Here is a 17,354-nt window from a genome sequence, read left to right as displayed (position 1 = left end):
AGAGAGCCGCCGGGCGCGTCAGAGTCGAGGGGGCGGCTTCCTCAGCCGGCTACTCGCGCGGTGATGTCGTCACCGATCTCCTGGGTGGTCCGGCCGGCCCAGCCGGCCAGCCGCTCGAGCAGGTCGTCGGCGACGGCCTGCTCGACCCGGGCCGCCTCGTCGGCCAGGCCCAGGTGGTCCAGGAGCATGGCGACCGACAGGATCGTGGCGGTCGGGTCGGCCTTGCCCTGGCCCGCGATGTCGGGGGCGCTGCCGTGGACCGGCTCGAACATGCTCGGCGCGGTGCGGTCGGGGTTGACGTTGCCGCTGGCCGCCAGGCCGATGCCACCGGCGATCGCCGCGCCGATGTCGGTGATGATGTCGCCGAAGAGGTTGTCGGTGACGATCACGTCGAAGCGCTCCGGCTGGCTGACGAAGAACATCGAGGCCGCGTCGATGTGGCAGTAGTCGGTCTGGACCTCGGGATACTCCAGGCTGACCCGGTCGAACGTGCGGGCCCAGAGGTCGCCTGCGTAGGTGAGCACATTGGTCTTGTGGACCAGCGTCAGCTTCTTGCGGGGGCGGGCCACGGCCTTCTCGAAGGCGTAGCGCACCACACGCTCGACCCCGTAGGCGGTGTTCAGCGATTCCTGGGTGGCGATCTCGTGCGGCGTGCCGCGGCGCAGGACGCCGCCGGCTCCGGCGTACAGGCCCTCGGTGCCCTCGCGGATGACGATCATGTCGATGTCCTCGGGGCGGGCATTGCCCAGCGGCGTCTCGACGCCGGGGAAGAGCTTGACCGGGCGGAGGTTCACGTAGTGGTCGAGCTGGAAGCGGAGCTTGAGCAGCAGATCGCGCTCCAGGATGCCCGGGGGCACGCTGGGGTCGCCGACCGCGCCGAGCAGGATCGCGTCGTATCCGCGTAGCTCGTCGAGGAGCGGGTCGGGCAGGGTCTCGCCGGTCTCGTGGTAGCGCTTGGCTCCGAGGTCGTACGTGGTGGTCTCCATCTTGGTGCCGACCGCTTCGAGGACCTTCAGTCCCTCGGTGACGACCTCGACTCCGATCCCGTCCCCGGGGATGACCGCCAGGCGAATGTTACGCGAATCCATGCAGGCACCTTACCTGTCCGTCTCGGTGATCGAACACCGGTCTCACTCTTCGGACACGTCAACACGTCCACACGTCCACATGTGATCACTTTGTCCTTTTTTACTCCCTATTGACCGTTTCGCGAGGTTTCGTTATCGTCCTCCCCATTCACATTGATGCCTAATCCGTACGGACCATCCCCTTATCGGCCCGTACGGAGCCGGGGAACCACTTTTTCCGGGATCCACCCGGCCCCCGGGAACCCGCTCCTCCCCCGGAGCGCGTTCCCGGCCGCCATCACGGGATTCCTTGGGGCGAATCGGTGCGCTCGCGCACCGTAGGGCGGCCTCCACGCCCGAGCCCGACAGCTCACCCGGCCGGCCCTATGGAAGGAATCATCCTGTCCGGCAAGATGTACTCTCGCGTCCTGTCCATCCTCGTCTCCGGCGCCGCGGTGTTCGCGGCCTCGGCCATGGCGCCGACAGCGGCACTGGCCGCCGCCCCCCTCCCCTCCCCCGAATCCCCCGCGCTCGGCACCTCCACGCTGAAGGCGGCGCTGAAAAGCGCGACGCCCAGGCCCGCCTGGCGGAAAGCCGTGAATTGGGCCATGTCCAAGCGCGGCACGCCCTACGTCTGGGGCGGCACCGGCAACGGCGGCTTCGACTGCTCGGGCCTGATGCTCCGCGCCTACGGCGCCGCCGGGATCACACTGCCCCGCGTCACCAACGACCAGTACGCGGCCTTCTCCAAGAAGATCGCCTGGAAGGATCTCAAGCCCGGTGACCTGGCCTTCTTCAGCGGCCTCGGCCACGTCGGCATGATCACCAGGCCCGGTTACATGGTCCACGCCCCGCGGAGCGGCGACGTGGTCAAGGAGGAGAAGCTCAGCGCCTGGCGCCGGTCCTCCTTCGTCGGCGCGGTGCGCCCCGATCCGCAGGGGGTCAAGCTGACCGAACAGATCAAAATCGCGACCGGCGGATAGGACACGCCGGCCGGCAACCGGTAGAAAGCCCCAAAAATCCCGACGGCATCGGGAATCAGGTTCAGCGGATGGGAGCACCACCGTTGTCCCGGCGGTCCAGGGCGGTCTGGAGCGCCTCGGCGGCCTCGTCCTCGACCTCTTCGGCGCGGTTCCAGGGATACATGTCGTACATGGTGGATCTCGTCTCGGTCGCATGCGAGCAAGGAAGATGGTCGAGACTCCGATCAGGGCTCCGGCCAGGCCTGATGTCACGGATCCGGATCACGGACCGATGATTCGTGGTGTGGAGCCGGCGAGTTGCCGGCCTGTCCCTGTCAGGCCTCGTCGCGGCAGGTAAGACCTGGCGCATTCCACTTCAGGTTACCTGCCGGCCGAAGCACCGTCTCACCCGGTGTACACACTTCTCACATGCCGGGACGAAAGATGGCCGCCGCCCCGCACTGCGGGGCGGCGGCCATCTCGGTGGATCTTTTGCCTACCGGGCCTAGTCGGCCAGGTCGACCGAGCGACCGCTGTCGGCGCCGATCTCCGCACCGATCTGGTCGATCACCTCTGCCGGGATGGCGGTGTCTACGGTGAGCGCGATGAGGGCCTTGCCGCCCTTGACGTCGCGGGCCACCTGCATCGAGGCGATGTTGATCGAGTGGTCGCCGAGGATGCGGCCGACCACGCCGACGACGCCGGGGCGGTCGGTGTAGGTGAAGAACGACAGGTGGTCGGTCGGCTCGATCTCCATCTGGTAGCCGTTGACCTCGACGATCTTCATGATCTGCCTCGGACCCGACAGGGTGCCGGAGACCGAGACCGCGCGGCCGTCGGCGAGGACGCCGCGGACCGTCACGACGTTGCGCCAGTCGGGGCTCTCGGTGCTGGTGACCAGCTCGACCGAGACGCCGCGGTCCTTGGCCAGCAGCGGGGCGTTGACATAGGTGACGGAGTCCTCGACCACGTCCGTGAAGACGCCCTTGAGCGCGGCCAGCTCCAGTACGCGGACGTCGTGGGCGGCGATCTCGCCGCGCACCTCGACGTCGAGCTTGGTGGCGACCTCGCCCGCGAGGGCGGTGAACACCCGGCCGAGCTTCTCGGCCAGCGGCAGGCCCGGCTTGACGCCCTCGGCGACGGCGCCGCCCTGGACGTTGACCGCGTCGGGCACGAACTCCCCGGCCAGGGCGAGCTTCACGCTACGCGCCACCTGGGTGCCGGCCTTCTCCTGGGCCTCGTGGGTGGAGGCGCCCAGGTGCGGGGTGACGACCACCTGGTCGAGCTCGAAGAGCGGGCTGTCGGTGACCGGCTCCTTCGGGAACACGTCGATGCCGGCGCCGGCGACGCGGCCCTCCTTGATCGCGGAGTAGAGGGCGTTCTCGTCGATGATGCCGCCGCGGGCGACGTTGATGAGGCGGACGTTCGGCTTGACCGCGTGCAGCTCTCTGTCACCGATGAGACCGATGGTCTCCTTGGACTTGGGCAGGTGCACCGTGATGAAGTCGGCCTCGCGCAGGGCCTCCTCCAGCGAGACCAGGCGGACGCCCATCTGCGCGGCGCGGGCCGGCTGCAGGTAGGGGTCGTAGGCGATCAGCTCGACGCCGAACGGCTGGAGGCGCTGCGCGACCAGCTGGCCGATCTTGCCGAGACCGAGGATGGCGACGACCTTCTCGTCGAGCTCCACGCCGGTGTACTTCGAGCGCTTCCACTCACCGCCCTTGAGTGCGGAGTGAGCCTGGGCGACGTTGCGGGCGGAGGCGAGGATCAGCGCGACGGTGTGCTCGGCGGCACTGGTGATGTTGGAGGTCGGCGCGTTGACGACCATGACGCCGGCCTTGGTGGCGGCCTCCACGTCGACGTTGTCCAGGCCGACACCGGCGCGGGCGACGACGCGGAGCCTGGGCGCGTGGGCGATCGCCTCTGCGTCGACCTGCGTGGCGCTGCGCACGATGAGCGCGTCCACGTCGGCGAGCGCGGGCAGGAACTGGGCACGGTCGGCGCCGTCGGCGTGGCGGACTTCGAAGTCCGCGCCCAGGACCGCGAGACCGGCCTCGGAAAGTTCCTCGGCGACCAGTACGACGGGCTTGTTCACAGGCTGGATCCTTACTAGGCGGTGAGGGTGCACACTAGGCGGTGAGGGTGCACGGACCTCACGTAGTCTATCGGCGCTTGTGAACCCATTCACGAGTGTCCCGAGATACGAGACGCGGCCGCCTCCATGATCCAGCACGCCGGTACCCGTCCTTGACGCATCTCATGCGGCCGAAATTCAAGTTGGTCTTGATCCTAAGAAAACTTCGCGATTACTCTGATAAGCCGTGGTTCACTACCTATCGTTCCTCATATGAGCATCGGGAACCCCGCTCTCGGCAACGTGCTCGCGCAGCACGGCGACCCGCACCGGCTGCTGGCGGCGCTTGCCGAATGGGGACTCCTGGTTGCCGTGCGACCCGACCGCTCCGTCGTGCTCGGCACGACGCAGGCCGGTGAGCGTGTTCTGCTGGGGTACACCTCGGCGGACACCTACGCGCGGCACCGTGGCAGCCACTCGCTGTCGGCGTGCGACGCCGACACTGTCCTCGACATCCAGCGGGTCACCGGCGTGCGGGAGATAGTGATCGACGCGGCAGGCCCAGCGGCCGCGGCCGTGCCGATCGAGGACCTCCAGCGCTACCTGCTCTCGAAGCGCAGCGGCCCCGCGCCCGCGCTGTCGAGCGCGGCGCCGACGGCGTACGCGACCGGGGCGATGGCCACGGTCTCGCGTCCCGCGCCGGCGCGCCCGCAAAGAACGCCGGTGCCCGCCTCACCCGCCCAGCCGTGGATCCCGGCGCCCCGGCCCCACCTGTCGGGGCCGATGCAGTTGGTGGATCCCGGCTACCGGCGGTGCGAGCACCCGATCCTGCCCGCGCTGCGCGCCGCGATCTCGCACCTGCTCGTCGACTACCCGCTCGTCCCTCACGTGTGGATCTCCGAGGCCAGGACCTCCTCCGGCGCGCCGGGAATCATGCTGCACGTGAAGGTGCACATGTCGGCGGCCGAGGACGTGGTCAGGGACATCCATCGCGGGGTGCGCGCCCGGTTGCCGCAACTCGCCGCGAGCGAGGCGCCGATCCTGATGGCCAGGGTCGCCGACGCCCGCAGCGAGCAGCGGATGGTCGAACTGGGCGCCCACGTGGTCTGCGCCGACGTCACCGACTGACGGCACCCCCACCACCACCACCACCGCCGTCGACGCCTCGAACTCGGTGCGCAGCTGGTAGCCGTAGCGAGGTCCCTGACTCAGCAGGGCGAGTAGCCCCTGTCGGATCGCCATGCATACTAAGTATGCATACCCGGTATGCTCCTTGCACGAGATTTACATATTCTGGACAGGTTCCGCCCCTGGGGCCGATACTCGGAGGATGAGCTCGACGCATCCCCCGTCCCGCGCCTCCGACGGGGATCGCGATCGTGCGATCAACGAGCTCCGTGACCGTGCTGTCGAGGGGCATCTGTCGCACGACACGTTCCTCGGCCGCGTCGACATGGCCCTGCGCGCACGCAACCAGGGCGAACTCGACAATCTTGTCGCCGACCTGCCGCAACGCGGCCGGTTCCGCCGCATGGTCACCGAGGTCGTCGCCTCTGCCTCCGACTTCACCAAGCGCGTGGAGTCGGCCTGGCGGCGCCCCAGGCTGCCCAGGCTGGCGCTACCCGCCGACGACCGGGCCCGCTACGTGGTGGGCAGGGGATCCGCCTGCGACCTGGTCCTCGCCGACCTGACCGTCTCCCGGGTGCACGCCGAACTCCGCCGCGACGCGGACGGCTGGGTCCTCGTCGACCTCGGCTCGCTGAACGGTACCCGGCTGAACGACTGGCGCCTGGTCGGCCCGGCGAAGGTCCGGCCGGGCGACGTCGTCTCCTTCGGCGACTGCGGCTTCCTGATGATCACGCCTCAGCTGCTGTCCTGACCCCACGGCCAAAGCCGGGGGCCTGCGGCTCCTCAACGCTCACCGGGGCCAAAGCCCAAGGGCTTCCGGCGAACGCAAATGGTGATCAGCAGCGGGCCGACGAGACTCAGGAAGAGCGTGGTGGTCGCCGTAGGGTTTTCTCGGCAAATCACCTCCGATTTGGACCGGTGCATCACCGCCCCCAGACGCCTATGTGATCGCTCTGGTTTACCTGGAGCCCACAGTTAATGTCGGTAATTTGCTGACAAGACTGATCTGTCCCCGAAAGAATGCGGAACCGTCCAGCGTCTAACCAACTGGAGGAACCGACATGCGCAGACCGCTAGGGGTACTGCTGTGCCTCGGGAGCCTGGCGGCCCTCAGCACGCCGATCGCCACGGCTAACGCCGCGAGCGCCCCCTTGGCCGAGTGCCGCGTGTACGCCGCCAAGCCGTACGTCACCGCGGCGGGACGGATCCAGGCGTCCGCCGCACGGCTGGGCTGCGACGACACCGCGCTGGTCCGCATCCGCATCAAGCGCGCCGTGGCCGGTGCCGACCCGGTCGTCAAGAGCGCCTCCCTGCGCGGGACCAACGGACGGGTGACCGTGAGGCTGTCGTGCGCCCCCGGCGTCTACTACTCCGTCGTCACCGACTACCGGGGCAATGTCAGCCGCTCCACGGCCGTCAGGCTCGCCTGCTCCCCCACGCCCACCCCGACCTCCACCGCCAAGCCGACACCGGCCCCTGTTCCCACCGCCACTCCCACCACCCCCGGCACCACGGCTCCCACACCCGCACCGGGAGGGTCCTCCACCTCGGAGGAGGTGGTGCGCCTGACCAACGCCGAGCGGCAGAAGGGCGGCTGTGCTCCACTCGTCTCCGACCCCCAGCTGCGCTCAGCCGCGCAGGGCCACTCCGCCGACATGGCGGCCAAGAACTACTTCAGCCACACCTCGGCGGACGGCAGGAACCTGACCGCCCGCATCAAGGCGAGCGGGTTCAGCCCGGTGCGAGCCTGGGCGGAGAACATCGCGATGGGCCAGCGCACCCCCGCCGAAGTGGTGCGGGCCTGGATGAACAGCTCCGGTCACCGAGCCAACATCATGAACTGCGGCTACACCCACCTCGGAGTGGGCGTGGCCAACAGCTCCCGTGGCATCTACTGGACCCAGAACTTCGCCAAGCACTGAGCACCCACCGGGTACCGGATCCGGCCGGGCCCCAGGCCCTGGGCCCGGCCGGACTCCGCGTCCGACCGGCTCCCACGCCCCGGCCAGGGTATGGGAGCCGGTCGGCCATCCCCGTGAAAACGGCACGCGCCCCCGCGACGAGTTCACGTCGCGGGGGCGCGGGCCATACCGGGCGCCTGGCGCAGCCGGCTCCTACTTCAGCCAGCTCATCATCGGGCGGAGCTTGGCACCGGTCTTCTCGATCGGGTGCTCGGCGAGCTCCTCGCGGTAGGCGGTGAACCTCTTCTGACCGCTGTCGAACTCCTCCACCAGTTCCCTGGCGAACTCACCGGACTGGATCTCGGCGAGGATGCGCTGCATCTCCTTCTTGGTCTCCTGCGTCACCACGCGCGGGCCACGGGAGTAGCCGCCGTACTCGGCGGTGTCGGAGACCGACCAGTACATCTTGTGGATGCCGCCCTCGTACATCAGGTCGACGATCAGCTTCATCTCGTGCAGGCACTCGAAGTAGGCGACCTCGGGCTGGTAGCCCGCCTCGATCAGGGTCTCGAAACCGGCCTTGATCAGCTCGGACACACCGCCGCAGAGCACGGCCTGCTCACCGAACAGGTCGGTCTCGGTCTCCTCCTTGAAGGTCGTCTTCAGCGCGCCGGCGCGAGTGCCGCCGATGCCCTTGGCGTAGGACAGGGCGAGGTCCAGGGCGTTCCCGCTGGCGTCCTTCTCCACCGCGACGAGGCACGGCACGCCGCGGCCCGCGGTGTACTGGCGGCGCACGAGGTGACCAGGGCCCTTGGGGGCGACCATGGCCACGTCCACACCCTCCGGCGCCTCGATGAGGCCGTAGCGGATGTTCAGGCCGTGCCCGAAGAAGAGCGCGTCGCCCTCGACCAGGTTCGGGGCCACGTGGTCGGCGTACAGGTGGCGCTGGATGTGGTCCGGCGCGAGAATCATGGTCAGGTCGGCCTCTTCGACGGCCTCCGAGGGCGTGAGCACCCGCAGGCCATCGGCCTCGGCCTTCTCCCGGCTCTTGGAACCCTCGGGCAGGCCGACCCGGACGTCCACGCCGGAGTCGCGCAGCGAGAGCGCGTGGGCGTGGCCCTGGCTGCCGTATCCCAGAACGGCGACGTGCCGGCCCTGGATGATCGACAGGTCGGCCTGGTCGTCGTAGAAGATCTCAGTCACTTGCTCAACCTTTCGGGTTTCTCATGTGCGTTATGCGGTCCGGTCCAGGGCCCGGAGAGAACGGTCGGTGATGGAACGGGCGCCGCGGCCGATGGCCACCATGCCCGACTGGACAAGCTCCTTGATACCGAACGGCTCAAGGACCTTGATGAAGGCCTGCAGCTTGTCCGGCGTGCCGGTGACCTCGATGGTCACCGCGTCCGAGGAGACGTCGACGCAGCGCGCCCGGAACAGGTTGACCAGCTCCAGCACGTTGGAGCGGTTGTCGGCGTCGGCACGCACCTTGATCAGTGTGAGCTCGCGCTGCACCGACTGCGCCGGGTCGAGCTCCACGATCTTCAGCACGTTGACGAGCTTGTTGAGCTGCTTGGTGACCTGCTCCAACGGCAGGTCGGCGACGCTGACCACGATGGTCATCCTGGAGATGTCCGCGTGCTCGGTCGGCCCGACCGCCAGCGAGTCGATGTTGAACCCCCTGCGGCTGAACAGCGCCGCGACGCGCGCGAGCACGCCGGGCTTGTTCTCCACCAGCACGGAGAGCGTGTGCCTGCTCATGCCTAGTCCTCGCTGTCCCAGACCGGCGCCATGTCGCGCGCGAACTTGATGTCGTCGTTGCTGGTCCCGGCCGCGACCATCGGCCACACCATGGCGTCCTGATGCACCACGAAGTCGACCACCACCGGCACGTCGTTGATCTCCATGGCCTTCTTGATCGTCGCGTCCACGTCCTCGGGACGCTCGCACCGCAACCCCACACAACCGTAGGCCTCGGCGAGCTTGACGAAGTCGGGGATGCGGCGGACCGTCTGCAGGTCGGTGTTGGAGTAACGCTTGTTGTAGAACAGCGTCTGCCACTGCCGGACCATGCCCAGGTTACCGTTGTTGATGATCGCGACCTTGATCGGCACACCCTCGATCGTGCAGGTGGCGAGCTCCTGATTGGTCATCTGGAAGCAGCCGTCACCGTCGATGGCCCAGACCGTGACGTCTGGCCGACCCATCTTGGCACCCATCGCCGCCGGGAGGGCGAAGCCCATGGTGCCCGCGCCGCCGGAGTTGATGAACGTGCCGGGGTTCTCGTAGCCGATGAACTGCGCGGCCCACATCTGGTGCTGGCCGACCCCGGCGGTGTAGATCGTGTCCGGGCCGACGAGCGCGCCCAGCCGCTCCATCACGTACTGCGGGGCGAGGGAGCCGTCCTCGAACTCGGTGTAGCCCAGCGGGTAGGTCGCCTTGTAGGCGTTGAGCGCCTTCCACCAGTCGGCGTAGTCGCCCGCGCGCCCCTCATTGCGCACCGCCGTGATCAGTTCGGAGATGACCTCCTTGCAGTCGCCCACGATCGGGACGTCCGCGTGCCGGTTCTTGGAGATCTCCGCCGGGTCGATGTCCGCATGGACGATCTTCGCGTACGGCGCGAAGCTCGACAGGTCGCCGGTGACGCGGTCGTCGAAGCGGACACCGAGCCCGATGATCAGGTCGGCCTTCTGCAGCGCGCCGACCGCCGACACCGAGCCGTGCATGCCGGGCATGCCCATGTGCTGCGGGTGGCTGTCGGGGAAGGTGCCCCGCGCCATCAGGGTGGTGACCACCGGGATGCCGGTCAACTCGGCGAACTCCAGCAGCTGTGCCGACGCCCCCGCCCGGTGCACGCCACCGCCCACGTAGAGCACGGGCCTGCCGGCGTTGGCGATGAGCTTGGCCGCCTCGCGGATCTGCTTGGAGTGCGGCCGGGTCACCGGCCGGTAGCCGGGCAGCTGCATGACGACCGGCCACTCGAAGGTCATCTTCGCCTGGAGCGCGTCCTTGGCGATGTCGACCAGCACCGGCCCCGGACGCCCGGTCGAGGCGATGTGGAATGCCTCCACGATCGTCCTGGGGATGTCGTTGGGGTCGGTGATCAGGAAGTTGTGCTTCGTGATCGGCATGGTGATGCCGGAGATGTCGGCTTCCTGGAAGGCGTCGGTGCCGATGGCGTGGCTGGCCACCTGGCCGGTGATCGCGACCATCGGGACCGAGTCCATGTAGGCGTCGGCGATCGGGGTGACCAGGTTGGTCGCGCCGGGACCGCTGGTGGCCATGCAGACCCCGACCTTGCCGGTGGCCTGCGCATAGCCCTGGGCCGCATGCCCCGCCCCCTGCTCGTGCCGTACAAGCACGTGCCGGACCTTGGTCGAGTCGTAGAGGGGATCATAGGCGGGGAGAATCGCGCCGCCCGGGATCCCGAACACAGTGTCGACCCCGACGTGCTCCAGCGCCCTCACGAGGGCCTGGGCTCCTGTCATCTGTTCGGTCATCGGCTCGTTCCTTGTGGCTGAACATGCTTGGTGGCATAAAAAATGCCCCATTCCGCTTGATCGGCGGAGCTGGGGCGGCGCGCAGGTCGAAGTACTTCGCTCAGCGACCTGCGCGCCGGTGAAGTACTACGAGGATCCCACGGTCAATCTGCATGCCTCCACCTTGGCCGACGAAGTGCCCCCGCGTCAAATTCATGGGACACATATCTCAGAGTCCAAGATGTGAGGTCATGCGTGCGTCCCGAGGCTGGAGAGGCTGGTGCGCATCAGCGAGTCGACGCCGCGCGCGGCCATCGGGCGCGCCACCAGGAATCCCTGGCCTCGGGTGCAGCCCATCTCGCGCAGCGATTCCAGCTGCTCGGGCCGCTCGATGCCCTCGGCGACCACGATCAGCCCCAGGTCGTGACCGAGCCGCACGATCGTACGGGTCAGCAGGGTCAGCGTCTCGTCGCGACCGAGCCCGGACACGAAGGAAGGGTCGATCTTGATCATGTCGACCGGTAGCTGCCGCAGCAGCGCCAGCGAGGCGTAGCCGGTGCCGAAGTCGTCGATGGCCAGCCGGACCCCGAGGGTGCGCAGCTCGGAGAGCCGGGCGATGATCTGCTCGGCGTCCTCGACCAGCATCTCCTCGATGACCTCCAGGGTCAGCGCGCTGGGCGGCAGTCCGCTCTCGACCAGGGCCGACTCGACGGTCTCCACGAAACGCGGCGCCATGATCTGCCGGGCGGACAGGTTGAGCGAGAGCCCGATCTCCCACGCGGAGGCGCGCCAGGCGGCCACCTCCCGGCATGCCTCGCGCAGGATCCACTCGCTCAGCGGCACGATCAGGCCGGTGTCCTCCGCCGGGCCGAGAAACTGCTCGGGCGGCACGAACTCGCCCCCCCGGCACCAGCGCACCAGCGCCTCGACGGCGGTGACGCGCGAGGTGGCCAGGTCGACCACCGGCTGGTACTCGATCACGAACTGGTCTTCCAGCAGCGCCCGCTGCAGGTCGGCGGCGAGCTCCAGGCGCCGTACCACGTCGGCGTGCATGTGCGCGGCGAACACCTCGACCCTGCGCCCGCCCAGCTCCTTGGCCCTGGCCATCGCCACGTCGGCGTTGCGGATCAGATCGGCGGAGGAGACGTCGTCGGCCGCGAAGGCCACCCCGACGCTCGCGGTCAGCGCGATGTCGCGGTCGGCCACCCGGAACGGCTCGGACGAGACCGTACGAACCAGTCGCTCGGCCAGGTCCACCGCCGTCTGGGCGTCGGCCGCCTCAAGCAGCACCGCGAACTCGTCTCCGCCCCAGCGCGCCAGGGTGTCGTCGGTCCGTACGGCGGCGCGGAGCCTGCGGGCCGCCTGGCCGAGCAGGTAGTCGCCGCTGGCGTGGCCGACCGAGTCGTTCACCGCGGTGAAGCCGTCCAGGTCCAGGAAGACCACGGCGACGCTGCTCGCGCTGGGACGGCCGAGCACCTCGCGGGTGCGCTCCTCGAAGTAGGCCCGGTTGGGCAGGCCCGTGACGCCGTCATGGAAGGTCAGGTGGGCGACCTGGCTGCGCAGGGCCTCCTGGTCGCTGATGTCGCGGGTGGTGACGAGCAGCAGACCCTCGCCGCGCACGTGCCGGGTGGCGACCGACTCGGCGGGACGCCAGGTACCGTCGGAGGCTCGGACCCGGCAGGCGACCATGCATGCGCCAGGCCCCTCCTCGGGCTCCTCCTCCAGGCTCATCGCGCTCAGCGCCCTCTGGATTCCCGGCACGTCCTCGGGATGGATGTAGTCGAAGATCTTCCCGCCGACCAGCTCCTCGGGGCGGTACCCGTACGTGATCTCGACACCCTCGCCGATCTGCCGCACCACGCCGTCGTAGTCGCAGAGCAGGACCACGTCGCCGGCGCTCTCGGCCAGGTCGTGCAGCTGCCGCTCACCGAAATGGAGCAGGCTACGCAGCCGCCCGGTCTCCAGCAGCATCACGAACATGCGGACCAGCAGAACCGCGACGATCGACGCGCACACCGAGGCCAGCACCACCGGCGGCCCCTGCACCCCGCCGCCGATAACCTTCAGGAGCACGACGACGGCGGCCACCGCGACAAGGAACAGCGGCACCGCCGCGATCAGCGAGGACGTGCTCTCCCGGAGGAGGGGCTCGTCGTCCTCGAGATCCGGCGGTCGCGCCGCGCGCCCGCTCCACGGGACCGCGGCGAGCACCAGGAACGCGACGGGGGCCAGCCACACCCAGGTGAGCGACGGCGTGTCACCGCTCACCCGGGCCAGCGCGGTGATCGTCTCGGAGGTCGCGACGGCGGCCAGCACGGCCAGCGCCGCCAGGCCGACCGGCCAGGCCGACCTCCTGATCGGCACCACGGCGGGGCCCACGACGCAGGCGAGGATCAGGCAGAACAGGGGTGAGGCAAAGGTGACCGCGATGTTGCCCGCGTCGCCGGCGTCGCGGTAGACCGGTCCCACCAACGTCACCCAGATGATCACCAGGATGGAGGCGGCGCACACGTAGGAGTCGGCGAGGTCGCGCAGCAGGGCATGCCCTCGGGCGGGCCGGGTCGCCGACAGCACGGCACCGACGGCGATCATGGCCGTACCGGCCAGGAGCACCAGGTCGGCGAAGGTCACCACGAACGGCGCGCCGTCCGCGATCGGCCGCACCCCCACCCCGGCCAGCCAGGTGACCGAGCCACCCGCCAGCCAGCGCCAGGCCAGCGCCCTGCGCCGGCCGATCCCCCTGGAGGCCGCGGTGAACAGGGAGCCCGCGGCGGCCGCCGCGGTGACGACGCCCGCCACCGCCTCGACGACCACGGCGGGAGCGCCGCCGACAAGAGCGGCAACGAGCCCCACCACGCCGACGGCGGCGGCGGTCAGCGCTACCCGGGGGTCACGCCAGCGGATCAATGTCGTCTGCCCATCGGTGTCGTTTTGGTGTGTTCTGCTCCCGCAGCATCCTTTGCTCGCTGCGCTCGTGCCGCCGGCGCGAGCGTCGTCCTCGTCGCTCGTACCGGCACACGGCCAGTGTGGGCCGTCCAGCCCGCGCGAGGGGCGACAACACCGTAGTCGTCACCGATCTGATAACCGCGCGGGCGATGGAAATCGCTTTAGCCGACGGTACGCACCGCAGGTCACGAGGCAGCCACGGTCCGGATTCCTTTGCCGGTCAGTAGGAACCCGTGATCACATTTTTGAGCGGCTCGCCCGCGAGGTAGCGCAGCAGTTGGGAGCGGAGCAGTTTCAGCGTGCGCCGTACGGACGCCGGGCTGCTGCCCGCGACGTGCGGGGTGATGAAGACCCCCGGCGCGCTCCACAACGGGTGCCCCTCGGGCAGCGGCTCGGGATCGGTGACGTCGAGCGCGGCGAGGATCCGGCCGCTGCCCAGCTCGGCGACGAGCGCGGCGGTGTCGACCACCGAGCCCCTGGCCGCGTTCACCAGGACGGCGCCCTCCTTCATCGCCGCCAGGAAGCCGGCGTCCACCATGCCGGCGGTCGCGGGGGTGGACGGCACGAGCAGCACCACCACATCCGCCGCGGGCAGCAGGGCGGGCAGCTCGTCCATGCCGTGCACGCCGGGCCTGGCGGTCCTGGCCACCCGGACGACGTCCACCTCGAAACCGTCGAGCCGTCGTTCCAGCGCCTCACCGATCGAGCCATAGCCGACGATCAGGACCGTGGAGTCGGCCAGCACCCCGGTGTGGTGGTAGGTCCACTCACCCTTCCGCTGCGCGTGGGCGAACCCGGGGAACTCCCGGAGCACGGCGATCATGGCTCCCACCGCCCACTCGGCGGTACCCGCGTCGTGCACGCCCCGGGCGTTGCACAGCGTCACCCCCTCCGTCAGGTGCGGCCGGTAGGCGTCGACACCCGCCGTGACGGTCTGCAGCAACCGCAGGCCGGTCATCCGGGCGAGCAACTCGGGGAGATCCGCCACCGGCATCAGCGGTGGAATCCAGACCTCGACCTTCTCCGCCCCCTCCTGCACCGGCCCCGTGCCGTCGTAGACGACACACTCGACCTCGGGCAGATCACACAGAACGTCGGCGGCGGCTTTCGAGGGGACCCAGATCTTCATCCTCGCATTATCCAAGCGCGATGCCCGTGAGCCACTACTCGTCCGCGCTTCCCTCGGGCACGCACTTCAGGTCGAGTTCGGGGCGGTAGACCGTGGTCTTCTTGACGCGCTTGATCTCCTTGCCGTCCTGCTTGAAGACGCGCCAGACGTCGATCGTGAAGCCCTGCTGGCCGACCATCGGGATGCAGGCGGGGCCGCTGTCGGTCGCGCTCTTGAACGGGGTGACGTTATAGCGCCCGGACGAGATCGACTCGATCTCGTACCGCTTGGTACTCCAGAAGGCGACGGTGACCCCGCTGTTGTCGAAGGAGGTCTTCACCAGCACCCCGTACGGCGAGTCGTTCTTCCAGCGGAAGTCGGGCTGGGGCCAGGAGACCGTGGACTCCCGTCCGGCGGGGTAGCGGGAGATGTAGAACTCGTGTGCCATGTGCTGGACGTCTTCAAGGCCGCCGAAGAACACCGCGTTGTACATCGTGGTTACGAACTGGGAGATTCCACCGCCGACCGAGTCGACCAGCCTGCCGCCCTGGATCATGGGAGCGGGGACGAAGCCACGGGCGGTGTCGCGCTGGCCGATGACACCGTTGAGCGAGAAGGTCTCGCCCGGCTTGACCAGGTAACCGTCCATCAGCTTGGCGATCGCCCTGATGTTGGTCACCCGCGGCGGGCAGCATTCGTAGGGCGTGGTGAACTGGCTGATCCGCTCCTTGATGCCGAGCTTGCGCGCCTCGGCGTCGGACATCCGCGGCCGGACCGTGGTCATGGCCACCGGGATCGTCCGGTCTCCGTCACGGGCGACCATCTCGGCCACGTCGGCCGCGAGCCGCTCGTCGTCGATGCCCTTCCCCTTGCGGCCGGGCACCAGCTTCGGCTTTCCGCCGACGATCTGGAACGTGGGGTCGCGCGGGGCCACTGCCGGATCGACGAGTTCCCCCTCCACCGAGGCCACGGCGCTCCTGGCGTCGAACACCGGGCGCATCCCGCCGGCACCTTCCGGCTCGAAGGACAGGTGCGCGGCGAGGGTCTCCACCGGCAACTGGACCTGCTTGCCGGAGAAGGTCAGGGTGACCGGCCCGGACAGAGCCTTGACCGCGTCGTTCGCGGCCTTCTTGACCGTCTCCGCACCGACCTTGGGCTTGATCACCGAGACCGGGAGCCGGACCTCCTTCGCCGGGCCGAGGAAGGCGTCCGTGATCGCGGCGACCGCGGCCTCCCTCTCCAGCGCCCTGCCGTCGCGGGGCGTCACGACGACGGGCTTGACGCCCTTGAACGTGACCGAGCCCTCGCGGACCTTGAGGTCGATCTTCTTGGCCAGGCCCGCGACCGCGGTCTTCATCGCCTCGGGGTCGGTGGAGATCCTGGGGTCCAGCTCGGTGGTGCCGGTGAAGGCCCGCCAGACCTCGACGGGGGTGGGGAAGTCGCTGGGCGCCCGGTCGATGGTGGCGACCACGTCGAACTCCAGCCCCGCCTTGCCCGGGTCGAAGTCATAGCGCTTGCCCGCGGCCAGGAGGGTCATCTCCTCCGACGCCTCGCCCGCCAGGCGGTCTCTGAGCTTGTCGGCCGCCTCGGTCGCGGTCAGACCGCCGATGTCGACACCCCGCACCGTGGTGCCCGGCAGCATCTTGCCGGACATGATGACCGCGGGCACCGCGTAGGCGAGGCCGACGACGAACAGCACGGCGAGGACGATCAGGAAGACCCCGCGGCCCTTGCGACGGCTTGGGGGCGGCTCCTCGTAACGGAGCCCGCCAGGTGGCGGGAACCCCCCGTCGCCGCCGGGGACGAGCGAGGGCTCGTCCCGCCGGAAGGAGGGCTCGGGCGGGGCCGCCATCTGCCAGGGCTGCGGCGGCTGTGCCGCGGGCGGGAGCGCCGTCGCCCCGCGGGCCGGTGCGGCGGGACCGCCGAAGCCGGTGGAGCCGGTGGAGCCGAAGATGTCAGGTGAGACTCCCGGAGGAAGGCGCGAGCCATCCTGGGAATGCCCGGCCTGTGCTCCCGGAGGACGGCGCGGATCGCGGGCACCGGGCGGGACAGGACGCGAGGGGAGCGGCATCGCCTCAAAGGGATCCGTCGGCGGGTCCACAGACGCTCCGGCGTTCCGCACGGCCTCCGTCTCCTCCTGCTTCGCAGCTTCTACCTCCTGTAACCCTAAACCACATCGGTCAACCAACAACCGAAAAGAAATAACAAATCAACCAGTCCAGCGGTAGCGGTGCTCGGGCCGGCCCGCGGTGCCGTACTTCGGACGGAGCTCCGCCTGACCCGCCGCGCACAGGTGCTCCAGGTACCGGCGGGCGCCGACTCTGGAGAGACCGGTGATCGCCGCCGCCTCGGCCGCCGACATGTCGGTGTCACTCTTCCTGAGCGCGGCGGCCACCGGGGTGCACGTGGTGGCCGACAACCCTTTGGGCAGTGGCGGCTGGACCCCCTATTACCGTGCCGAAGAGCTGGTCGACCTCGTCCTGGCGCGCCTCGTCCCCGAGAGTGGCCGGCCTCCGGCGGATCTCGGCGTACTGCCCAAGGCCTCCTCCACCCTGGTGCTGTCCGACGACTCCAGGGTGGAGGAGGCCTTGGGCAGTACGGGCTGCAGCCGGGGCCGCAGCTGTTCGACCACAACCCGGCGCTGGTCTGGGGCATGATCGCCTCGCTGTTCGTGGGCAACACCATGCTGCTG

At 69.2% G+C, this 17,354-nt stretch carries 13 protein-coding genes, 1 pseudogene and 1 riboswitch; of the genes and pseudogenes, 5 read left to right on the top strand and 9 right to left on the bottom strand.

The genetic code is table 11. The annotated features are described in order from the left end of the window. Positions 1 to 41: 41 nt before the first annotated feature. Positions 42 to 1,088 carry a 3-isopropylmalate dehydrogenase gene (locus OIE13_RS01090; RefSeq protein WP_326644034.1) on the bottom strand — a complete coding sequence of 349 codons (1,047 nt, stop codon included), beginning with the start codon at positions 1,086 to 1,088 and terminating at the stop codon, positions 42 to 44. A gap of 147 nt (positions 1,089 to 1,235) precedes the next feature. Continuing rightward, a riboswitch (cyclic di-AMP (ydaO/yuaA leader) is annotated at positions 1,236 to 1,466 on the top strand. Here OIE13_RS01090 and OIE13_RS01085 point away from each other — a divergent pair. Then, on the top strand, positions 1,454 to 2,050 hold the full coding sequence (locus OIE13_RS01085; RefSeq protein ID WP_326644036.1) for a C40 family peptidase: 597 nt from the start codon (positions 1,454 to 1,456) through the stop codon (positions 2,048 to 2,050). It overlaps the preceding riboswitch by 13 nt. A gap of 484 nt (positions 2,051 to 2,534) precedes the next feature. Here the strand turns inward: OIE13_RS01085 and serA are convergent, their stop codons facing one another. Next, positions 2,535 to 4,124: a phosphoglycerate dehydrogenase gene (gene serA / locus OIE13_RS01080; RefSeq protein WP_326644038.1), complete on the bottom strand. Its 1,590-nt coding sequence runs from the start codon at positions 4,122 to 4,124 to the stop codon at positions 2,535 to 2,537. A 252-nt stretch (positions 4,125 to 4,376) separates the two neighbouring features. On the opposite strand from serA, the gene OIE13_RS01075 reads away from it, so the two are divergent. The 3 genes from OIE13_RS01075 (at position 4,377) to OIE13_RS01060 (ending at position 7,153) form a co-directional block, all read left to right on the top strand. After that, the gene (locus OIE13_RS01075) at positions 4,377 to 5,231 is read left to right on the top strand and encodes a hypothetical protein (RefSeq protein ID WP_326644039.1); all 855 of its coding nucleotides are present in this window, start codon (positions 4,377 to 4,379) and stop codon (positions 5,229 to 5,231) included. Between the two features lie 202 nt (positions 5,232 to 5,433). Beyond that, on the top strand, positions 5,434 to 5,982 hold the full coding sequence (locus tag OIE13_RS01065; RefSeq protein ID WP_326644041.1) for a DUF1707 and FHA domain-containing protein: 549 nt from the start codon (positions 5,434 to 5,436) through the stop codon (positions 5,980 to 5,982). A gap of 310 nt (positions 5,983 to 6,292) precedes the next feature. Further along, positions 6,293 to 7,153, top strand: coding sequence for a CAP domain-containing protein (locus OIE13_RS01060; protein ID WP_326644043.1), 861 nt, complete (start codon positions 6,293 to 6,295; stop codon positions 7,151 to 7,153). Positions 7,154 to 7,345: 192 nt separating this feature from the next. Here OIE13_RS01060 and ilvC read toward each other — a convergent pair whose 3' ends face one another. The 7 genes from ilvC to OIE13_RS01025 all read right to left on the bottom strand — a co-directional run bounded on the left by ilvC (position 7,346) and on the right by OIE13_RS01025 (position 17,024). Next, the gene (ilvC, locus tag OIE13_RS01055; protein WP_326646885.1) at positions 7,346 to 8,326 is read right to left on the bottom strand and encodes a ketol-acid reductoisomerase; all 981 of its coding nucleotides are present in this window, start codon (positions 8,324 to 8,326) and stop codon (positions 7,346 to 7,348) included. Between the two features lie 39 nt (positions 8,327 to 8,365). Further along, the gene (gene ilvN, locus OIE13_RS01050) at positions 8,366 to 8,890 is read right to left on the bottom strand and encodes an acetolactate synthase small subunit (RefSeq protein WP_326644045.1); all 525 of its coding nucleotides are present in this window, start codon (positions 8,888 to 8,890) and stop codon (positions 8,366 to 8,368) included. 2 nt (positions 8,891 to 8,892) lie between these two features. Beyond that, on the bottom strand, positions 8,893 to 10,680 hold the full coding sequence (locus OIE13_RS01045; RefSeq protein ID WP_326644047.1) for an acetolactate synthase large subunit: 1,788 nt from the start codon (positions 10,678 to 10,680) through the stop codon (positions 8,893 to 8,895). A gap of 177 nt (positions 10,681 to 10,857) precedes the next feature. Further along, positions 10,858 to 13,515: a putative bifunctional diguanylate cyclase/phosphodiesterase gene (locus OIE13_RS01040; RefSeq protein WP_326644048.1), complete on the bottom strand. Its 2,658-nt coding sequence runs from the start codon at positions 13,513 to 13,515 to the stop codon at positions 10,858 to 10,860. A gap of 259 nt (positions 13,516 to 13,774) precedes the next feature. Continuing rightward, positions 13,775 to 14,683, bottom strand: coding sequence for a 2-hydroxyacid dehydrogenase (locus OIE13_RS01035; RefSeq protein WP_326644049.1), 909 nt, complete (start codon positions 14,681 to 14,683; stop codon positions 13,775 to 13,777). 34 nt (positions 14,684 to 14,717) lie between these two features. Continuing rightward, a complete protein-coding gene (locus tag OIE13_RS01030; protein ID WP_326829424.1) occupies positions 14,718 to 16,763 on the bottom strand; it encodes a VanW family protein in 2,046 nt (681 codons plus the stop codon). Positions 16,764 to 16,871: 108 nt separating this feature from the next. After that, positions 16,872 to 17,024 carry a hypothetical protein gene (locus OIE13_RS01025; RefSeq protein WP_326644052.1) on the bottom strand — a complete coding sequence of 51 codons (153 nt, stop codon included), beginning with the start codon at positions 17,022 to 17,024 and terminating at the stop codon, positions 16,872 to 16,874. Between OIE13_RS01025 and OIE13_RS01020 the strand changes: the two are divergent. Then, a pseudogene (locus OIE13_RS01020) lies at positions 16,956 to 17,333 on the top strand (hypothetical protein); the annotation flags it as partial. The gene OIE13_RS01025 and the pseudogene OIE13_RS01020 sit on opposite strands and share 69 nt — an antisense overlap. Between the last annotated feature and the right edge of the window lie 21 nt (positions 17,334 to 17,354).

This window comes from Streptosporangium sp. NBC_01810 (assembly GCF_035917355.1).
GTDB lineage: Bacteria > Actinomycetota > Actinomycetes > Streptosporangiales > Streptosporangiaceae > Streptosporangium.
Note: the sequence above shows the minus strand (reverse complement) of the source record. Positions and strands in the feature narration are given on the sequence as shown.